The organism is Bryocella elongata (assembly GCF_900108185.1).
GTDB classification, from domain to species: Bacteria; Acidobacteriota; Terriglobia; order Terriglobales; family Acidobacteriaceae; genus Granulicella; species Granulicella elongata.
Window position 1 is genome coordinate 475,844 of sequence record NZ_FNVA01000005.1, and the last position, 16,005, is coordinate 491,848.

Here is a 16,005-nt window from a genome sequence, read left to right on the forward strand (position 1 = left end):
CCCAAAACGCGTACAATCGAAGCCATACCCGCTCTGAAGGCCAGATTCATCGATGCTCGAGAGACTCAGCAACATCTTCCGAATTAAAGACCTGCGGACCCGCATCTTCTTCACGCTGGGACTGCTGGCCGTCTACCGCCTTGGGGCTCATATCCCCACGCCTGGGATCGACGCGAACAAGCTTGCGGACTTCTTCAACTCGAACGCCGGCTCCACGCTGGGCCTGTTCGATCTGTTCAACGGCGGTAACCTCCGCCGGTTGACGGTCTTCGCGCTGGGCATCATGCCGTACATCACGGCATCGATCATCTTTCAGCTGCTGACCGTCATCTATGAGCCGCTGGCGAAGCTGCAGAAGGAAGGCGAGCTGGGTCGTCGCAAGATCACTCAGTGGACGCGCTACGTCACGGTGCTCCTCGCAGTGGTGCAGAGCCTCTTCATCGGTATCTCGCTCACGTCAACCTCGGCTGGCGGTATGGTGACGTTGCCGAAGGGCGAGTTCCTCCCGCTGTGCGTGATCACGTTGACCGCCGGCACCGCATTCATCATGTGGCTGGGTGAGCAGATCACCGAGCGTGGCATTGGCAATGGCATGTCGCTGCTGATCTTCACCGGTATCGTGGTGGGTCTGCCCCGCGCGATCGGCGATCTGTACGACAAGGCCCGCACCAACACCTGGGGCGCGCTGACCCCCCTGGCGATCGTCGCACTGCTCGCCATGATGGTGGGCGTGGTTGCGTTCATCGTGTACGTTGAGCGCTCGGAGCGCCGCATCCCGACGCAAAGCGCGAAGCGCATGGTGGGCCGTACCCTCTCGCAGGGTTCGTCCTCCTTCCTTCCGCTTAAGGTGAACTCCGGCGGCGTCATGCCGGTCATCTTTGCTGCATCGATCCTGTCGGCTCCGCTGTTGCTGCAGAACGTGAGCCTCTTCGGTTCCGGTCCGCTGCGCGACAACAAGTGGCTTGGTCCGGTCTTCCGCAATCTGGCGCCCGCTGAGCCCTGGTACGTGATCCTGTACATCGCCGCGATCATCTTCTTCGCGTACTTTTACATCTCGATCATCTTCCGGCCGGACGACATCGCAGACAACATGCGCAAGTACGGCAGCTTCATTCCCGGCATACGCCCCGGCAAGCGCACGTCGGACTTCATCAACGATGTCCTCACGCGCATCACGCTGGTTGGCGCCATCTATCTGTGCCTGATCTCGATCATTCCGATGTTCCTGATCTCAGGCATTCACTTCAACCATCTTTGGCTGGTGGGCAGCTTCTTCGATCAGCTTCCGCCCTGGATGACGAACGGTCTCGGCCTCAACTTCTACTTCGGTGGCACGTCGCTGCTGATCGTCGTGGGTGTGGCGATGGACACGGTGCAGCAGATCGAGGCGCAGCTGATTATGCGTCACTACGATGGCTTCACGCCGAAGTCCGGACGCATTCGCGGCCGCCGTAGCTGGTAACGAAACAACGGTCCAGGGCTACGGGCTTGGCGTTCAGAGGATGTTCTGTCTGGACACTTACCCCGTAGCTCTGGCCTACTTTTTTTAGCAGGTTTCAGAGATTGTCTGATACGTTGACCAATTCGAACGAGTTTCTGCCCGGCCCTGTGCTGCTGCTGGGCGCGCCGGGAGTAGGGAAGGGCACACAAGCCAAGCGACTGATGGAGCGCTTTGGCATTCCGCAGATTTCGACGGGTGACCTGCTCCGCCAGAACCGGAAGGACCGCACGCCCCTGGGGATCTTTGCCGACGAGCTGATCGACCGCGGCGAACTGGTTCCGGACGACCTCGTGAACCAGATGGTGGCAGAGCGCTTCAAGCAGCCGGATACGGCTCGCGGCTACATCCTCGACGGGTTTCCCCGCACGCTGGGACAAGCTGAGTGGCTCGATGGCGTGCTCGCCACATCGCTGCTGCCGGTTGTTGCCATCAACATCGTGGTCCCGGAGAAGGTGCTGCTGGAACGCATCACCGGTCGCCTGATCTGCCCGGTCTGTGGCACGATCTACAACATCTATTCGAACCCCCCGAAGAATGATCGTGTGTGTGATCATGAGGGCGCGAAGCTCGAGCAGCGTGCCGACGACAGCGAGGCTGTCTTCTACGACCGCATGAAGGCCTTTGAGGCCAAGACCGCTGCCGTGATCGAGTACTACCGCCATCACGGTGGACGCTTCTCCGAGGTTGATGGCGATCGCAACGTCGACGTTGTGACAGAAGGAATTCTTGCTGCGCTCTTAGCGATGCGGCAGCAGACAGTGAGCTAGAAAGGCAAGATTCGAGATGCAAGCTGCGAACGGAGCGCCGCGACCGCGGAGGGCTCGGTTCGCATCCCGGCTCTCGCATCTCGTATCTAAGTGTTATGGCAATCATCATCAAGACCGCAGCCGAGATTCAGAAGATGCGCAAGTCGGGCATCGTGCTGCGCCAGGTTCATGAAGCCGTGAAGGCAGTCGTGCGCGTTGGCGCAACGACGATGGATCTTGAGCGCGCGGCAATTGCGAAGATGGAAGAGCTTGGCGCGAAGTCCGCATTCAAGGGCTATCACGGCTATCCGGCGGTGTTGTGTACATCGGTGAACAGTGAAGTCGTCCACGGCATGCCCAGCGATCAAGGCGTGCTGAAAGAGGGAGACATCGTCTCGGTTGATTCCGGCGTGATCGTCGATGGCTACTACTCCGACGCTGCTGTGACCCATCGCGTCGGCAAGGTGAGCGACGCTGTCGACAAGCTGCTGAAGGTCACCGAGGCTTCCCTCTACGCGGCGATTGAAAGAGCCGTCCCGGGTGGCCGGCTCTTCGACATCTCGCACGCTGTACAGAGCATGTGCGAGGCCGAGGGCTACGGTGTCGTTCGCGAGTTCGTGGGGCATGGCATCGGCAAGAACATGCATGAGGATCCGCAGCTTCCCAACTACGGCAGCCCCGGCAAGGGCCCGCGGCTGAAGGCCGGCATGGTTCTTGCGATTGAGCCCATGATCAACCTCGGCGGCCCCGAAGTGAAGGTGCTCGAGGATGGCTGGACGGCCGTCACCATCGACGGCAGCTTCAGCGCCCACTACGAGCACACGGTAGCCATCACCAAGGATGGACCGTTGATCCTGACGAACTAGGCGTATCGAGATTCTGCAACAAGAGAGAGGGCGTCCATCGCGGACGCCCTTTCTCGTTGCATCACGTTCAGGCTACGGGTGCTCCGCGAGGAACTTGCCAATCTCGCTGAACTCGTCCTCGCTGAGGCGGAAGGTCGCTGCGGGCAGGATCTCCTCCACCTGCGCCGCACTGCGTCCGCCCACGATGGCGGAGGTAATCGCTGGGTTGTGCAGCGTCCACGCGATAGCAACGACGCCAGCCACGACACCGTGGCGCGCGCCGATCTCCTTCAGCAGATCCGCCAGCGCGAGGTTCCGCGTCAGCACGGGCTCCTGGTACGACTTCGAGTTGCGACGGAAGTCGTTTGCCGGGAAGCTGGCGACGCGCTCCTTCGTCATCTTGCCGGTCAGCAGGCCGGAGTGCATGGGAGCGTAGTTGATGACTCCGATGCCGTGCTCCTTGCAGAAGGGCAGGTTCTCGGCCTCATAGGTGCGGTTGATCATCGAGTACGGCGGCTGCTGCGAGGTGACCGGAGCGATCTCCATCGCTCGCTCCAACTGCGCGATGGAGAAGTTCGATGCTCCGATCCAGCGCACTTTGCCTTCCTTCTGCAGCTCGGCCATGGTGTGCCAGCCCTCTTCCAGCTCCTCGTCCGGCACCGGCCAGTGCACCTGGTAGAGGTCAATCGCTTCGAGTTTGAGGCGGCGGAGGCTGTCCTCACACTCCTGGCGGATCTTCTTCAACGTTTGGACGATCTTGCGGTCCTCGCCCCAGGTCATCGCGCACTTGGTGAAGACGTAGGGCTTGCTGCTGACGCCTTCGAGCGCTCGCGCCACCACCTCTTCCGAGTGGCCGAGGCCATACACCGCGGCGGTGTCGATCCAGTTGATGCCAGCGTCGATCGCGCGGCGTATCGCCGCGACGGAGTCGTCGTCATCCTGCGGCCCCCAGCCGTACTGCCAGTCACCGCCGCCGATTGCCCATGCACCGAAGCCGATGGATGTCAGTTGCATATCCGAGTTGCCAAGCTGATGAGTGGTTCCGAGTGTCGTGCTCATGTCTCTAGGATGCACCAGCTTCTTGCCGTGACAACAGGAAACGCGGCACCCGAAGGCGCCGCGTGTGACTGTATCGATGAACCGCGATCGGTCTTAATGTGCCGCCAGCTGCTCGGGGTCGGGCTTGGCAGCCTTCCCAGCCTTTGGGGGCAGGCGCATGATCCACACCAGCGGTGAGAGGATGAACACCGTCAGCGCCAGGATGAAAAACGCACTCCGGTAGGCCAGCATTCCGGCTTGTCGCTGCAGTTCGCCGTAGATCTGCGCGAGCGCCAGCCCGCGAGCTGCATTGAACGAGGTATGCGTGGCTGCTGCGAATTCGGAGATGCGATTGGTGACCGCGTAGGAGCCCGGGGAGAGATTCGCAACCAGCGCGGTCTGGTGCACCTGCTGCGAACGCGCCAGAAACGTGGTCAGCAGAGCCGTTCCGGCCGAACCACCCATGTTGCGCGCGAAGTTGGAGAGCGCCGAGATCTGGTTGGACTTCTCGCGCGGCACGCCCACGTAGTTCAGCGTGCTGATGGGAATGAAGATGAACGGCAGCCCGACCACCTGGAGCATGCGCCACAGCGTCGCTGTCCCGTAGCTGGTGTAGAGGTCAAGGTGCGTGAGGTTGTAGAGTCCTGCGGCCACGGCGATGTACCCAAGCATTACGGTGAGCCGTGGATCGCCGATCTTGCCCAGCGTTCGGCCAGCGACGGCCATCATCACCATCATGACGAACCCGGCTGGCGAGAGCACCATGCCGGCACGTTCCGCCGTGTACCCCAGCAGTGTCTGAAGGTACTGCGGCAACAGCACCGTGGAGCCGAACAGCACCATACCCAGCACCAGCTGCAGAAAGACCGCCGTACCGAAGTTCCGGTTCTTGAGCAGCTTCAGATCCACGATGGGGTCGGGATGTTGCCACTCCCAGAAGACGAAGCACACCAGCGTGACGACCGCGACGGTCAGCGTAGTGCGAATCTCCACCGAACCGAACCAGTCCTTCTCCTGGCCCTTGTCGAGCGTGAACTCCAGCAGGCCGACGCCCAGCGCAACCAGTCCGAGACCCGTGAAGTCCACCTTGTCCCGGCGCTTGGTCCGGGCGAGCACCTCTGGTGGATCCTCGACCATGCGGTTCGAGAGATAGAGCGAGAGCAGGCCGAACGGCAGGTTGATGAAGAAGATCCAGTGCCAGTTGTAGTTGTCGGTGATCCAGCCGCCCAGTGTCGGGCCGATGGCCGGCGCCACGACGACAGCCATGCCGTAGAGTGCGAAGGCCTGGCCTCGTTTCTCGATAGGGAAGGTGTCGGCGAGAATGGCCTGCTCGCTGGGCGCAAGTCCGCCGCCGCCAAGTCCCTGCAGCACACGGGCAATAATCAACGTGCCGAGCGTGGGAGCCATGCCGCAAAGCACGGAACACACCGTGAACATCACCACGCAGCTCATGTAAAACCGCTTGCGCCCGATGCGGTTGGAGAGCCAGCCCGAGATCGGCAGGATCACCGCCGAACTGACCAGATAGCTGGTCAGCACCCATGTGGCTTCCTCTTGGGACGCACCGACCGAACCCGCAATATGTGGCAATGCGACATTGGCGATGGAGGTATCGAGGACCTCCATGAAGGTCGCGATGGTGACCGTGAGAGCGATAAGCCAGGGATTATGCTTTGGCTTCCACGGCGCCTGGAACGGGATTGCGGCTGCGGCCATATCAGTGTACTGATATAGTGTATCAGTGCACTGATATGACGAGTACGAAAAAAGTGATCGGAAAGGCCGCCACGACACGCAGGCTCACGCATGCCGTGCGGGACCTCCTGCTGGCGTATAAAGCCACGCTGGAGGAGGCGGTGCGGCCTCACGGGCTCACCCTCCCCCAGCTGCGGATGCTGCATGCCGTCTCCGAGCAGAACGAAGTGAGCGCCGCCACGATCGCCCGGCTCTGCCATGTGACACCCCAGACGCTACAGGCCATGCTCACCCGGGCGGTTCGGGAGGGCTGGATAGTTCGCGGGACGACTCAGCGGAATCACAGGATCCTGACGGTGTCCCTCACCCCTGAGGGCGAAAACCTCCTCGCGATCGGCCAAAAGGCAGCAATTGAGATCGAAGACCGCATGTGGAGCGGCGTTCCCCGCAAGGCACTCGAGGAGACGATCGAAATCCTGGAGCGCGGAACCGCAGGCGTTGGGGCTCCCCGCACTGAGCAATGTTGACCACACAACCTTGGTGTTACGTGACAGATTGGCTATAGCTGCAATTATTCATTGACTTTAGCGCTCCGACCCGGCAATCTCAGATACAGCCTCTCGCTACCGGATTGAGTACGCTAGCCGTTCAATCGGATGACCCGCTGAAAAGCTGTCGTCCCCGAAGAATCCGAGAGACGTTCGGAAGGAGATCGTTTTGAATCGACTCATTTTGGCTCTGGGAGTTGTGGGAACTACCCTCGTGGCAGCTGCTCCTGCTTTCGCCTCGAATTACAACGTTCTCTACAACCAGACCTACAACAACACCAACGCGTACCAGTCGGATTCGAATCCTTCAGACATCTCTGCCGAAACGAACGCTGACAACTTCACGCTTTCGGCATCGAGCCTGGTGAAGGCGATCTCCTGGGATGGCATTGTCTATGGGGCTGGAACACCGACTACGTTTACCATCTCGTTCTACACCAACAGCAGCGGTCTGCCTGGCTCGGTGATTGCGACGTACGATGTGACTCCCACCGTGACCGACACCGACAGCGTGACCAACGGCGACGAGACCTATTCTTACTCAGCTTCGCTTCCTTCGACGCTCCTCTACGGATCGGTGGAGTATTGGGTAAGCATCGTGGCCGACGGCTCTACCTCGACGTTTGGCTGGGTGACAGGCACGGGGCCAGGAGATGGCTTCGCATATTCTTATCCGCCAACTCCGGGTTTTTCGCTCTCCAGCAGCACCGATGATCTCTCGTTGACGCTGCTGGGCTCTCCGGCACCGACTCCTGAGCCGTCCAGCCTCGCTCTGCTGGGCACCGGCGTCCTCGGAGCCGCAGGCCTGCTTCGTCGCCGCTTCTTCAACGCCTAAGCTTCTGCGCAGCTCGACAAAATCATGCATCAGTACGAAGGGCGTCCCATCGGGACGCCCTTCGTGTTTCTACTGGAGCAGATTCAAAGCCGGCAGATGAGCAGTTCGCGCTCGTAGATCATCTCGGGCGGCAGATGATCGTGAAGCTCGAGGAACAGCTGCTCGTGGTCCATCACTTCCTTGCGCCATGCCGAGCGGTCGACCGTCTGCAGGACGTTGAACTTCTCTTCGGAGAAGGCGAGGCCTTCCCAGTGGATGTCCTTGAAGTACGGTGTCCAGCCGATCGGAGTCTCCTTGCCCAGCGCGCGGCCGCGGACGCGGTCGACGATCCACTTCAGTACGCGCATGTTCTCGCTGAACCCAGGCCACAGGAACTTGCCGTCGTCGTCCTTGCGGAACCAGTTCACATGGAAGATGCGCGGCGTGGAGCTCAGCTCCCGTTGCATCTTCAGCCAGTGCCGGAAGTAGTCGCCCATGTGGTAGCCGCAGAAGGGCAGCATCGCCATGGGATCACGGCGAACTTTGCCTTGCGCCCCGCCCGCTGCCGCTGTGGTCTCTGAGCCCATCGTGGCGCCGAGATAGACACCCGACGACCAGTTGAACGCCTGGAATACCAGCGGGATGTTGGTGGCGCGGCGGCCCCCGAAGATGATCGCCGAGATGGGAACGCCCTCGGGAGACTCCCAGGCCTCGGTATCGAAGACAGGGCACTGCTTCGCAGGAGCCGTGAACCGGCCGTTCGGGTGCGCCGCGGGAGTTGCCGTGCCGGCGACCCACTCATTGCCGCGCCAGTCCTGGATCGCGAGTCCATCTCCTGTCGGGGGCGCATCGGTCATGCCTTCCCACCACACGCCCTCCGGCCTGCCATCGCGCAGGGTCAGCGCGACGTTGGTGAAGATGGTGTTCCTGGACAGCGTGGCCATCGCATTAGGATTGGTGTGCGCTCCCGTACCAGGAGCTACGCCAAAGAAGCCGGCCTCGGGATTGATGGCGCGCAGCTGGCCATTGGCATCGGGGCGGATCCAGGCGATGTCGTCGCCGACGGTCCACACCTTGTAGCCATCGAACCCCGTCGGCGGAATCAGCATCGCGAAGTTTGTCTTGCCGCAGGCTGAAGGGAAGGCCGCAGCGACGTACGTCTTCTCGCCCTTGGGGTCTTCGACGCCCAGGATGAGCATGTGCTCTGCCATCCAGCCTTCATCGCGAGCGATGTTCGAGGCGATGCGCAGCGCGAAGCACTTCTTCCCCAGCAGTGCATTGCCGCCGTACCCGGAGCCGTAGCTCCAGATCTCGCGGGTCTCCGGGAAATGCACGATGTACTTGGTGTCGTTCTGTGGCCACGAGACGTCCTGCTGTCCGGGCTCAAGCGGGGCCCCAACGGAGTGCATGCAGGGCACAACGCGCTTGCGGTCGCGATCGATCTCCTCGAAGACAGCCGCGCCAACGCGCGCCATGATGCGCATGTTGACCACGGCATAGGCGGAGTCCGTAAGCTGCACGCCGATCTGCGAAGACTCCGCCCCAATCGGGCCCATGGAATACGCCATCACGTACATGGTCCGGCCGCGCATCGCTCCCCGGAAGAGGTCCTTCAGCCGCTTGCGCATCACGTACGGGTCTTCCCAGTTGTTCGTGGGACCGGCGTTGTCCTTCGAGAGCGAGCAGATAAAAGTGCGGTCTTCCACCCGGGCAACGTCATTGGGAGACGAGCGCGCGTAGTAGCAGCCGGGCCAGAGCTTCTCGTCCAGCTTGACGAAGGTGCCGCCGTCGACCAGCTTCTGGCAGAGATATTCGTTTTCGGCGTCCGAGCCGTCGACCCAGTGGATCGCCGCGGGCTGGCAGAGGTCTGCCATCTTCTCCACCCAGCGGATGAGGTGCTTGTTGGTGGTCAGCACCTTGGTGGATGCCATCGTTGCGTTGCGTACAGCTGCGGCCATTCGCTTCCCCTCCTGCGAACCGGGAAAATCACTTGTAACTTGCAACGGTAGCAGCGTGCCGGGCTATTTGTCGTTGATGTCACCGTTTCGTCCGGGCGCTAATCGGCCATCTATTTCGATTAGCGCTACCGGAACCGATCCGGGCCCGTATCGACCCGCCGAAAGTGCTGAGGACAGTTCGCGCTCAGCCGCATCGAATGGGTGAGACCGAATCAGAGAGCAGCTCCGGCAGGAGTGACGGAGCCGAGGAGGAAGGAATGCAGGCTTCGGAATTGACGGCGACGCGGCGTCCCCGGGTGGTGGTGGTCGGGGCTGGCTTCGCCGGCATCAACGCAGCGCAGCGGCTAGGCAAGCTGGCCGTGGACGTCACGGTCATCGACAAGACGAATCACCACACCTTTCAGCCCCTGCTCTACCAGGTGGCGCTGGCTGTGCTTTCTCCGGGAGACATCGCTCAGCCGATCCGCAGGATCCTCAGCGGTCACGACAATATCGAAATCCTGATGGACGAGGTTCGTGACGTTGACGCTCGGGCTCAGAAGCTCCTTCTGGGCTCGGGGACGGACGTGATCTACGACTACCTGATCCTCGCGACCGGCTCGACGCACAGCTACTTTGCGCACCCGGAGTGGGAGAAGGTCGCGCCCGGACTGAAGATGCTGGAGGACGCCACCGAAATCCGGCGACGCGTGCTGCTGGCCTTCGAACTCGCCGAGCGCCAGATGGTCGAAAAGGGATCGCACCCTCCGCTGCAGTTCGTGATCGTGGGCGGTGGTCCCACCGGCGTGGAGCTGGCGGGCGCCATCAGCGATATCTCGCGGCTCTACATGCAGAAGGACTTCCGGCACATCGACCCGAAGTCCGCGAAGGTGCTCATCCTGGAGGGCTCGCCCCACGTCCTCGCGGCCTACCCGCAGGACCTTCAGGACAGCGCCGTCCGGCAGCTCAATGAGATCAACGTCCAGGTGCGTACCAATGCGAAGGTCACCGATGTCCAACCGGGCTACGTCATGGTGGGCGATCCCCCCAATGCGGAGAAGATCGAGAGCGTGTGCACGCTTTGGGCCGCTGGAGTGAAGGCTTCGCCACTGGGCAAGGCGCTGGCGGACAGCCTCGGCGACCCTGCGATCCTCGACCGGCGCGGCTGCGTGATCGTGGACGGCCACCTGAATCCGAAGGGGCATCCCGAGATCTTCCTCTGCGGAGACCTCGCGCACTATGAAGAAAACGGCAAACTGGTCCCCGGCGTAGCCCAGCCGGCCATGCAGATGGGAAACTACGCGGCCGAGCGCATCGGGTTGCTGGTCAGCAATCCCGCGGCGGCGCAGCGGCAGAAGGACTTCCACTACTTCGACAAGGGCGACATGGCGACGATCGGTCGCAAGGCGGCGGTTGCGCGCATTGCATGGCCGTTCAAGGCGCATTGGTCGGGGTTCATGGCGTGGCTCACCTGGCTCACGGTCCACATCTTCTTCCTGATCGGCTTCCGGAACCGGTTGAGCGTCTTCCGCAGCTGGGCCTACACCTACATCCGCTTCCGCGACGGAGTGCGGCTCATCGTGGGATCGCAGGACCTGCCGGGTTGGGACGCCCTGACGAAGGAAGATGTGGTGAAGAAAGAAGGCGACACCGAGGTCGTCGTGAAGAGCTAGCTTCCGTTGCACGAAGAAGCCCGTGGAGACGATGCCTTTCGGCTTCGCGGCCACGGGCTTTCTGCAAGGCAGGCGCTGGGTGCCAGCCCTACTGCATGCTTGCCTTCGTGTCGATGGGATTGGCCTTGCTGAATGCCACAGCATGCGCGACATCAGCGCGACGCGTTGCCGAGCCGCTGGTGTTGTGGGCGGCCTGGGCGTAGAAGCTGGCGGCTTCGGCTTTCCGGCCGAGCGCCTCCGCCATCTCCCCGGCATCGAGCAGCGTATTCAGGCGGTTGGGGCTGTAGTGCAGCGCGAGCTTGTACGCCGCAAGAGCCTCTTCCTTGCGTCCGAGCAGCACAAGCAGGTCACCCACCATCTCGTCCGCGGGTATGTCGACCTCAGCCTGGCCGAGCTTGTCCTGCTGCGTGGCCGCGGCGCGCATCGACGCGAGCGCCGCATCGGTATTTCCATGCGCGTAGGCCTGCCAGCCCAGCAGCTCATCGTGCTGCGTCAGGACGATGCTGACGAAGTACGTGTCGCCTGTGGCTTTCACGGCCTTCTCGAACTTCTCATAGTCAACGATAGCTTGATCTGCAATCGCCGCGTTCTTGAGATGGCCGGCCGCAACGCCGCGGCCCCAGGGGATCTCAAAGCTCTGCTCCGGAGGAGAATTAGGCTGCGCCTGAACGTTGCTGAGCGCCTTCCAGTCGTGCATCTCCATCAGGTAGATCACATTGAGTTCGTTGGCAAAGAACGCTCCATCATCCTTCATGTCATCCATCATCGGCATGGCCGCCATGCGCGCACCCAACGGCGCCATGCGAGTGGTCAGGACGTGGGCCTTCTCGTCCTGGCCCGTCTGCAGGTAGGCGTAGATGAGGAACTCATCCGCATGCATCTGGTGAGCGATGCCGGGGATGTGCATGTGATCGTCCATCTCGCTGGCCCTGACCGAGGCCAGGTTGGAGTCGATGTCCTCCTGCCACAGGCCGAGGCGGGCGAAGATGTGGCCGGGCATGTGCAGCGCGTGGGGCGAGCTTGGAGCGATACGCGCGTAGACCTTCGCAGCCTCCAGGCCATCCTGCGCAAGCGACGGTGTGTCGCAGGTGTGGATGATGTAGTGCGCCAGGCCGGGGTGCTCGGGATACTGCTTGAAGAGTGGAAGCAGGACAGCCAGCGCCCGATGCTCCTTGGCGAGCGACGTGTCATTGGGCGCAACGTCCGCCAGCAGCGCCAGCGCATAGAAGGCTGCGCCCTCGATGTCGTTGGGGAAGTCGGCATGTAGCTTGGCCATCTTCGCTGTGTAGGCGTCGATGCCCTGGATATAGTCCTGCGGGGCCTGCTCGTAGAAGTCACTGAGCGCGGCGATGTACTCCTGCTCGCGCGGTGTGACAGGATGCGCGGCAGCAAGCTCACGGGCCTGGGCCATCTCTTCGGCTCCGGTCTTCAGCTCAGCGGCGTCCGGACGGCTCCAGAGCGCGTGATACTGCGTCATCGCAATGCCCCAGTGCGCCATGGCGCAGGTGGGGTCAGCCTTCGCGATGGCGCGATACTGGGCCTCCGCATTGGTGTAGCCGAAGGAGTGCAGCAGCGCGATGCCGCGGTTGAAGGCCTGCTGCTGCGCTGCGGCACAGGATACGGGGAAGTGCACGTCTCCAAGCTTCTCCGCGCCCACGGCCTCTTCCTTGTGATGATGGTGGGCCATGCCGGGCATGCCGGGCATATCCTGCGCCACGGCTTGCCGCACTGCAGTTGGAGATAGAAAAGCAAGAAGGAGGATGGCCGGACAGGCCGCAATCGATCGCAACGGGTACATGCGCGCAAGCGTAGTTCATCAGGTTTGCAATCGCAAGCAAACGGCGTTGGAGAGATGAAGTTCTTCGTTCAACCGGGCAGCCAACTCGGTAATCGTATCTTCGCTCCTATAGCAGCAGACTTGCTGGCGTCAGGTGCGCCTCGTGAACGATGCGGGCCGCCAGACGAGGACGCCCAAGCGATTCACGGAGTGTTCTATGGCCCTGATGGATGTATTTCTGGATGAAATTCGCGACCTGTACAGTGCTGAAAATCAGCTGGTGAAGGCCCTGCCCAAGCTGTCCAAGGGTGCGAAGGATCCGCAGCTGAAGACTTTGTTCGCCGACCACCTCGAAGAGACGAAGGGGCACGTCGAGCGCCTCAAGCAGATATTCGAGATGCTGGACGAGAAGCCGACCGGCAAGCACTGCAATGGCATGGAAGGCCTCATCGAAGAAGGCGATGAAGCGCTGGAAGAAGATGCGGAGGGACCGTCCTTCGACCTCGGCCTCACCGGCGGTGCTGTGCGCGTGGAGCACTATGAGATTGCAGGCTACAGCGCAGTGATCGCCATGGCGAATACATTAAGTCTCAGCGATGCAGCTAACCTCCTCAGCGCGACCCTGAAGGAGGAAGAGACCGCGGCGAAGAAGATTACCGCACTCTCTGATCCTCTGATGAAGGCTGCAGCGAAGCAGCCCGCTGAGGAGAAGAAGCCGATGGATGGCAAGGAGAAGTATGCGGCTCGTCTCAGCAAGGAAGATGAGGAGGCTGCAGCTCCCGAGCTGAAGAAGCACAAGGCTACGGCAGCAGCCTGATCTTTCGCATTCGTGGAGAACGGACAGCAACGCCCGCGAGCCTTACTCGCGGGCGTTGCTCTGTCTGAAGACTTCGCTCTAGAAGTGGAAGATGAAGCCCGACGAGAAGTTCAGCATCTTGGCAGAGGGAATCGACTTCGAGCTGTCGTAGGTCGCGCTGGAGATGGTACCCACCGTGCCATAGCCGATCTCAATGGCGCGTACATCGACGTGCTTGTTGAGCCGGAAATCGGCGCCAACCAGGCCCTCCACCGCGAGCTTCGTCACGTGCACCGTGCTGAGGGGCGACTTGGTGCGTCCCGCGCCGAAAGCGATCTCAGCATACGGGCTCCACCGCTCGTAGTGATGCGTGATGCGCGGGGCGACGAGGAACGTGCTGAGGTTTGCGCTGTTGCCATGCTCGACGGTCTCCCGAACGTCCACGCCCGCGTCGAACTTATCCAGGTGGTAGAAGTCGTAATACGCACCGAAATCGACGCCACCAAAGATGTTTGACGTCTTGCCCGAACCCAGGAACGCGAAAGACCCTGTATCTGCCGAGTTGGAGATGCGCGAGACGACGGGGTTGAAGTAAACGCCCACCTGGGCCTTCGCGGCAATAGCGGAGAGGCTGAACGCCAGTGCCGCGACGAGAAACTTACCCTTCATGCGAGAACAGTCCTTCAAAGAAACTTGTGCTGCGGTGCGTGAAGCCATAGATACACGGCCTAGGCCGTGACGGCTTCTCGTACTTTGACCGGTGTGAGCCAGTGATAACGATCCTCGGCGAGGCCGTTGACGATATCGAAGAAGGCCTTGTGCAGGGCCGTGGTGACGGGGCCCATCGTGCCATCGCCGACGAGGATGCGATCGACCGAGCGGAGGTGTGTGACCTCTGCTGCGGTGCCCGTGAAGAAGGCTTCGTCGCAGATATAGAGAAGTTCGCGGGGCAGTGCCTGCTCTACGGTAGGGATACCCAGCTCGCGGGCCAGCGTCAGGATGGAGTCGCGCGTGATGCCATTGAGCACGGAGTTCGCGAGAGGCGTCGTGTACAGCGTGCCGCCCTTCACGAGAAACAGGTTCTCGCCTGATCCCTCGGAGAGGGTGCCATTGTGGTCGAGGGCAATGCCTTCGACGTAGCCGTTCACCTCAGCCTCCATGCGGATCAGCTGCGAGTTCATGTAGTTCGCGCCAGCCTTCGCCAGCGACGGCATGGTGTTGGGAGCAAGGCGATTCCAGCTCGAGATGCAGACGTCCGCGCCATCATTGCCCGGCACATACTTGCCCCACGGGAAGTTCGCGATATAGACCTCAACCGGCGACTTGAGCGGGTTCACGCCAATCTCGCCATAGCCGCGAAACGCGACCGGACGGATATAGCAGGGCGCGACACCATTGGCTTGGACCACATCGATCACGGCATCGTTCAGCTGCTCGAGCGAATAGGGAAGCGGCATGCGGTAGATCTTCGCCGAGTCCTGGAAGCGCTGCATGTGCTCCGTGAGCCGGAAGATCGAGTTGCCGTCGCGCTGAGAATACGTACGGATGCCTTCGAAGACGCTCGAGCCATAGTGGACGACGTGGCTCATCACATGGATGTTGGCCCTCTCCCACGGGATCAGCTGACCGTTGTGCCAGATATTGGCGGTAGGCGTGATAGGCATCCGAGCTTTCCTCTTTCGTGCAGTGATTATACGTGCTGAAAGCTGACGAATGCCCGTTGGACGCAGGCAGAGCAACATCGGGAAGCCGCGACCGCAAAGGAAATTGCTCTTGGACCCTGGGGGCGATTCGCGGAGCGGCGATGAAACCATCGGGGCCCGTGCAAGAATCGGAGGCAGGATGTTGGCCCACCTCACAGTCGCGAGTGTTGCCCTGGTGCGTATGCAGGATTCGTCCTACATGAGCTTCTCGCTCCTGGCCTTCAGCTCCATCCTCTTTCTCGTCGACCCGTTCGCTGCGCTGCCGACGTTCCTTGCGGTAACAGCTGGCCAGTCGCCCTCCAAGCGGGTGCGCACGGCGCGTAAAGCTTCGCTCACCGCGCTGGTGGTGCTTTCGATCTTCGCCTTTATCGGGCAGTACATCTTCCGGCTCTTCGGGATCACGCTGCCGGCCTTTGAGATCGCGGGAGGCATCATCCTCCTGCTGATCGGCCTGGATATGCTCGAGGCCCGCCGCTCACCGACACAGGAAGTCCCGCCCGATACCGAGGCCGCCGCCCACAAGGATGACGTAGGCATTGTGCCCATGGGAATCCCGATGCTCGCCGGCCCGGGCGCCATCACCAGCGTGATGGTGCTGGTGGGGCAGGCCCAGGCGCGCTGGCAACTGCTCGCGATCCTTGGCTCCATCGCTCTGACGTCGCTGATCTGCTTTCTTGTGCTCGGCTCCGCAGCAAGGGTGGGCAAGTTGCTCGGAGAGACCGGGATCCGCATCCTGGTCCGTATCATGGGTCTCTTGCTGGTCGCGCTGGCCGTGCAGTACTTCGTCAACGGCCTCGCCGATCTCGGCCTTCTCCAGCATGCGAAGGTCATCTGAGACTAGGCTGTATCGACATATTGTTTGAGGTGTAGAGCGGCGCAGGCGATGTTGACCGTGCTGGCGAAGGTGGCAGCGTATTTGCAGTAGCGCGTGG

14 protein-coding genes are annotated in these 16,005 nt (G+C 61.6%); 8 read left to right on the forward strand and 6 right to left on the reverse strand.

Features of this window, described 5'->3' with window-relative positions:
* The first annotated feature begins 52 nt into the window (after window positions 1–52).
* The 3 genes from secY to map all read left to right on the forward strand — a co-directional run bounded on the left by secY (window position 53) and on the right by map (window position 3,113).
* Window positions 53–1,462, forward strand: a complete 1,410-nt coding sequence (gene secY, locus C4S68_RS16135; protein ID WP_103934098.1) for a preprotein translocase subunit SecY — start codon at window positions 53–55, stop codon at window positions 1,460–1,462.
* 113 nt (window positions 1,463–1,575) lie between these two features.
* On the forward strand, window positions 1,576–2,268 hold the full coding sequence (locus tag C4S68_RS16140; protein ID WP_235011642.1) for an adenylate kinase: 693 nt from the start codon (window positions 1,576–1,578) through the stop codon (window positions 2,266–2,268).
* A 95-nt stretch (window positions 2,269–2,363) separates the two neighbouring features.
* A complete protein-coding gene (gene map, locus C4S68_RS16145) occupies window positions 2,364–3,113 on the forward strand; it encodes a type I methionyl aminopeptidase (protein ID WP_103934100.1) in 750 nt (249 codons plus the stop codon).
* Window positions 3,114–3,185: 72 nt separating this feature from the next.
* On the opposite strand, the gene C4S68_RS16150 is transcribed toward map, so the two are convergent.
* Window positions 3,186–4,151 (reverse strand): aldo/keto reductase, encoded by a 966-nt coding sequence (locus C4S68_RS16150; RefSeq protein WP_103934101.1) that lies wholly within the window; start codon window positions 4,149–4,151, stop codon window positions 3,186–3,188.
* A 93-nt stretch (window positions 4,152–4,244) separates the two neighbouring features.
* Window positions 4,245–5,846, reverse strand: coding sequence for a DHA2 family efflux MFS transporter permease subunit (locus tag C4S68_RS16155; RefSeq protein WP_103934102.1), 1,602 nt, complete (start codon window positions 5,844–5,846; stop codon window positions 4,245–4,247).
* Between the two features lie 35 nt (window positions 5,847–5,881).
* On the opposite strand from C4S68_RS16155, the gene C4S68_RS16160 reads away from it, so the two are divergent.
* Window positions 5,882–6,352 carry a MarR family winged helix-turn-helix transcriptional regulator gene (locus tag C4S68_RS16160; RefSeq protein ID WP_103934103.1) on the forward strand — a complete coding sequence of 157 codons (471 nt, stop codon included), beginning with the start codon at window positions 5,882–5,884 and terminating at the stop codon, window positions 6,350–6,352.
* 190 nt (window positions 6,353–6,542) lie between these two features.
* Window positions 6,543–7,208, forward strand: coding sequence for a PEP-CTERM sorting domain-containing protein (locus C4S68_RS16165; RefSeq protein ID WP_235011643.1), 666 nt, complete (start codon window positions 6,543–6,545; stop codon window positions 7,206–7,208).
* An 83-nt stretch (window positions 7,209–7,291) separates the two neighbouring features.
* Here C4S68_RS16165 and C4S68_RS16170 read toward each other — a convergent pair whose 3' ends face one another.
* The gene (locus C4S68_RS16170) at window positions 7,292–9,145 is read right to left on the reverse strand and encodes a phosphoenolpyruvate carboxykinase (GTP) (protein ID WP_200821568.1); all 1,854 of its coding nucleotides are present in this window, start codon (window positions 9,143–9,145) and stop codon (window positions 7,292–7,294) included.
* Between the two features lie 257 nt (window positions 9,146–9,402).
* Between C4S68_RS16170 and C4S68_RS16175 the strand changes: the two genes are divergently transcribed.
* Window positions 9,403–10,797, forward strand: a complete 1,395-nt coding sequence (locus C4S68_RS16175) for an NAD(P)/FAD-dependent oxidoreductase (RefSeq protein ID WP_103934104.1) — start codon at window positions 9,403–9,405, stop codon at window positions 10,795–10,797.
* Between the two features lie 88 nt (window positions 10,798–10,885).
* Here the strand turns inward: C4S68_RS16175 and C4S68_RS16180 are convergent, their stop codons facing one another.
* The gene (locus C4S68_RS16180; RefSeq protein WP_235011644.1) at window positions 10,886–12,493 is read right to left on the reverse strand and encodes a tetratricopeptide repeat protein; all 1,608 of its coding nucleotides are present in this window, start codon (window positions 12,491–12,493) and stop codon (window positions 10,886–10,888) included.
* 298 nt (window positions 12,494–12,791) lie between these two features.
* Here C4S68_RS16180 and C4S68_RS16185 point away from each other — a divergent pair, with 298 nt between their 5' ends.
* A complete protein-coding gene (locus tag C4S68_RS16185; protein ID WP_103934106.1) occupies window positions 12,792–13,391 on the forward strand; it encodes a YciE/YciF ferroxidase family protein in 600 nt (199 codons plus the stop codon).
* A 78-nt stretch (window positions 13,392–13,469) separates the two neighbouring features.
* Here the strand turns inward: C4S68_RS16185 and C4S68_RS16190 are convergent, their stop codons facing one another.
* Together C4S68_RS16190 and C4S68_RS16195 are read right to left on the reverse strand one after the other, a co-directional pair.
* Window positions 13,470–14,039, reverse strand: a complete 570-nt coding sequence (locus C4S68_RS16190) for a hypothetical protein (RefSeq protein WP_103934107.1) — start codon at window positions 14,037–14,039, stop codon at window positions 13,470–13,472.
* Between the two features lie 59 nt (window positions 14,040–14,098).
* Window positions 14,099–15,034 (reverse strand): branched-chain amino acid transaminase, encoded by a 936-nt coding sequence (locus tag C4S68_RS16195; RefSeq protein ID WP_103934108.1) that lies wholly within the window; start codon window positions 15,032–15,034, stop codon window positions 14,099–14,101.
* 238 nt (window positions 15,035–15,272) lie between these two features.
* On the opposite strand from C4S68_RS16195, the gene C4S68_RS16200 reads away from it, so the two are divergent.
* Window positions 15,273–15,908 (forward strand): MarC family protein, encoded by a 636-nt coding sequence (locus C4S68_RS16200; protein ID WP_235011645.1) that lies wholly within the window; start codon window positions 15,273–15,275, stop codon window positions 15,906–15,908.
* Window positions 15,909–16,005: the final 97 nt, after the last annotated feature.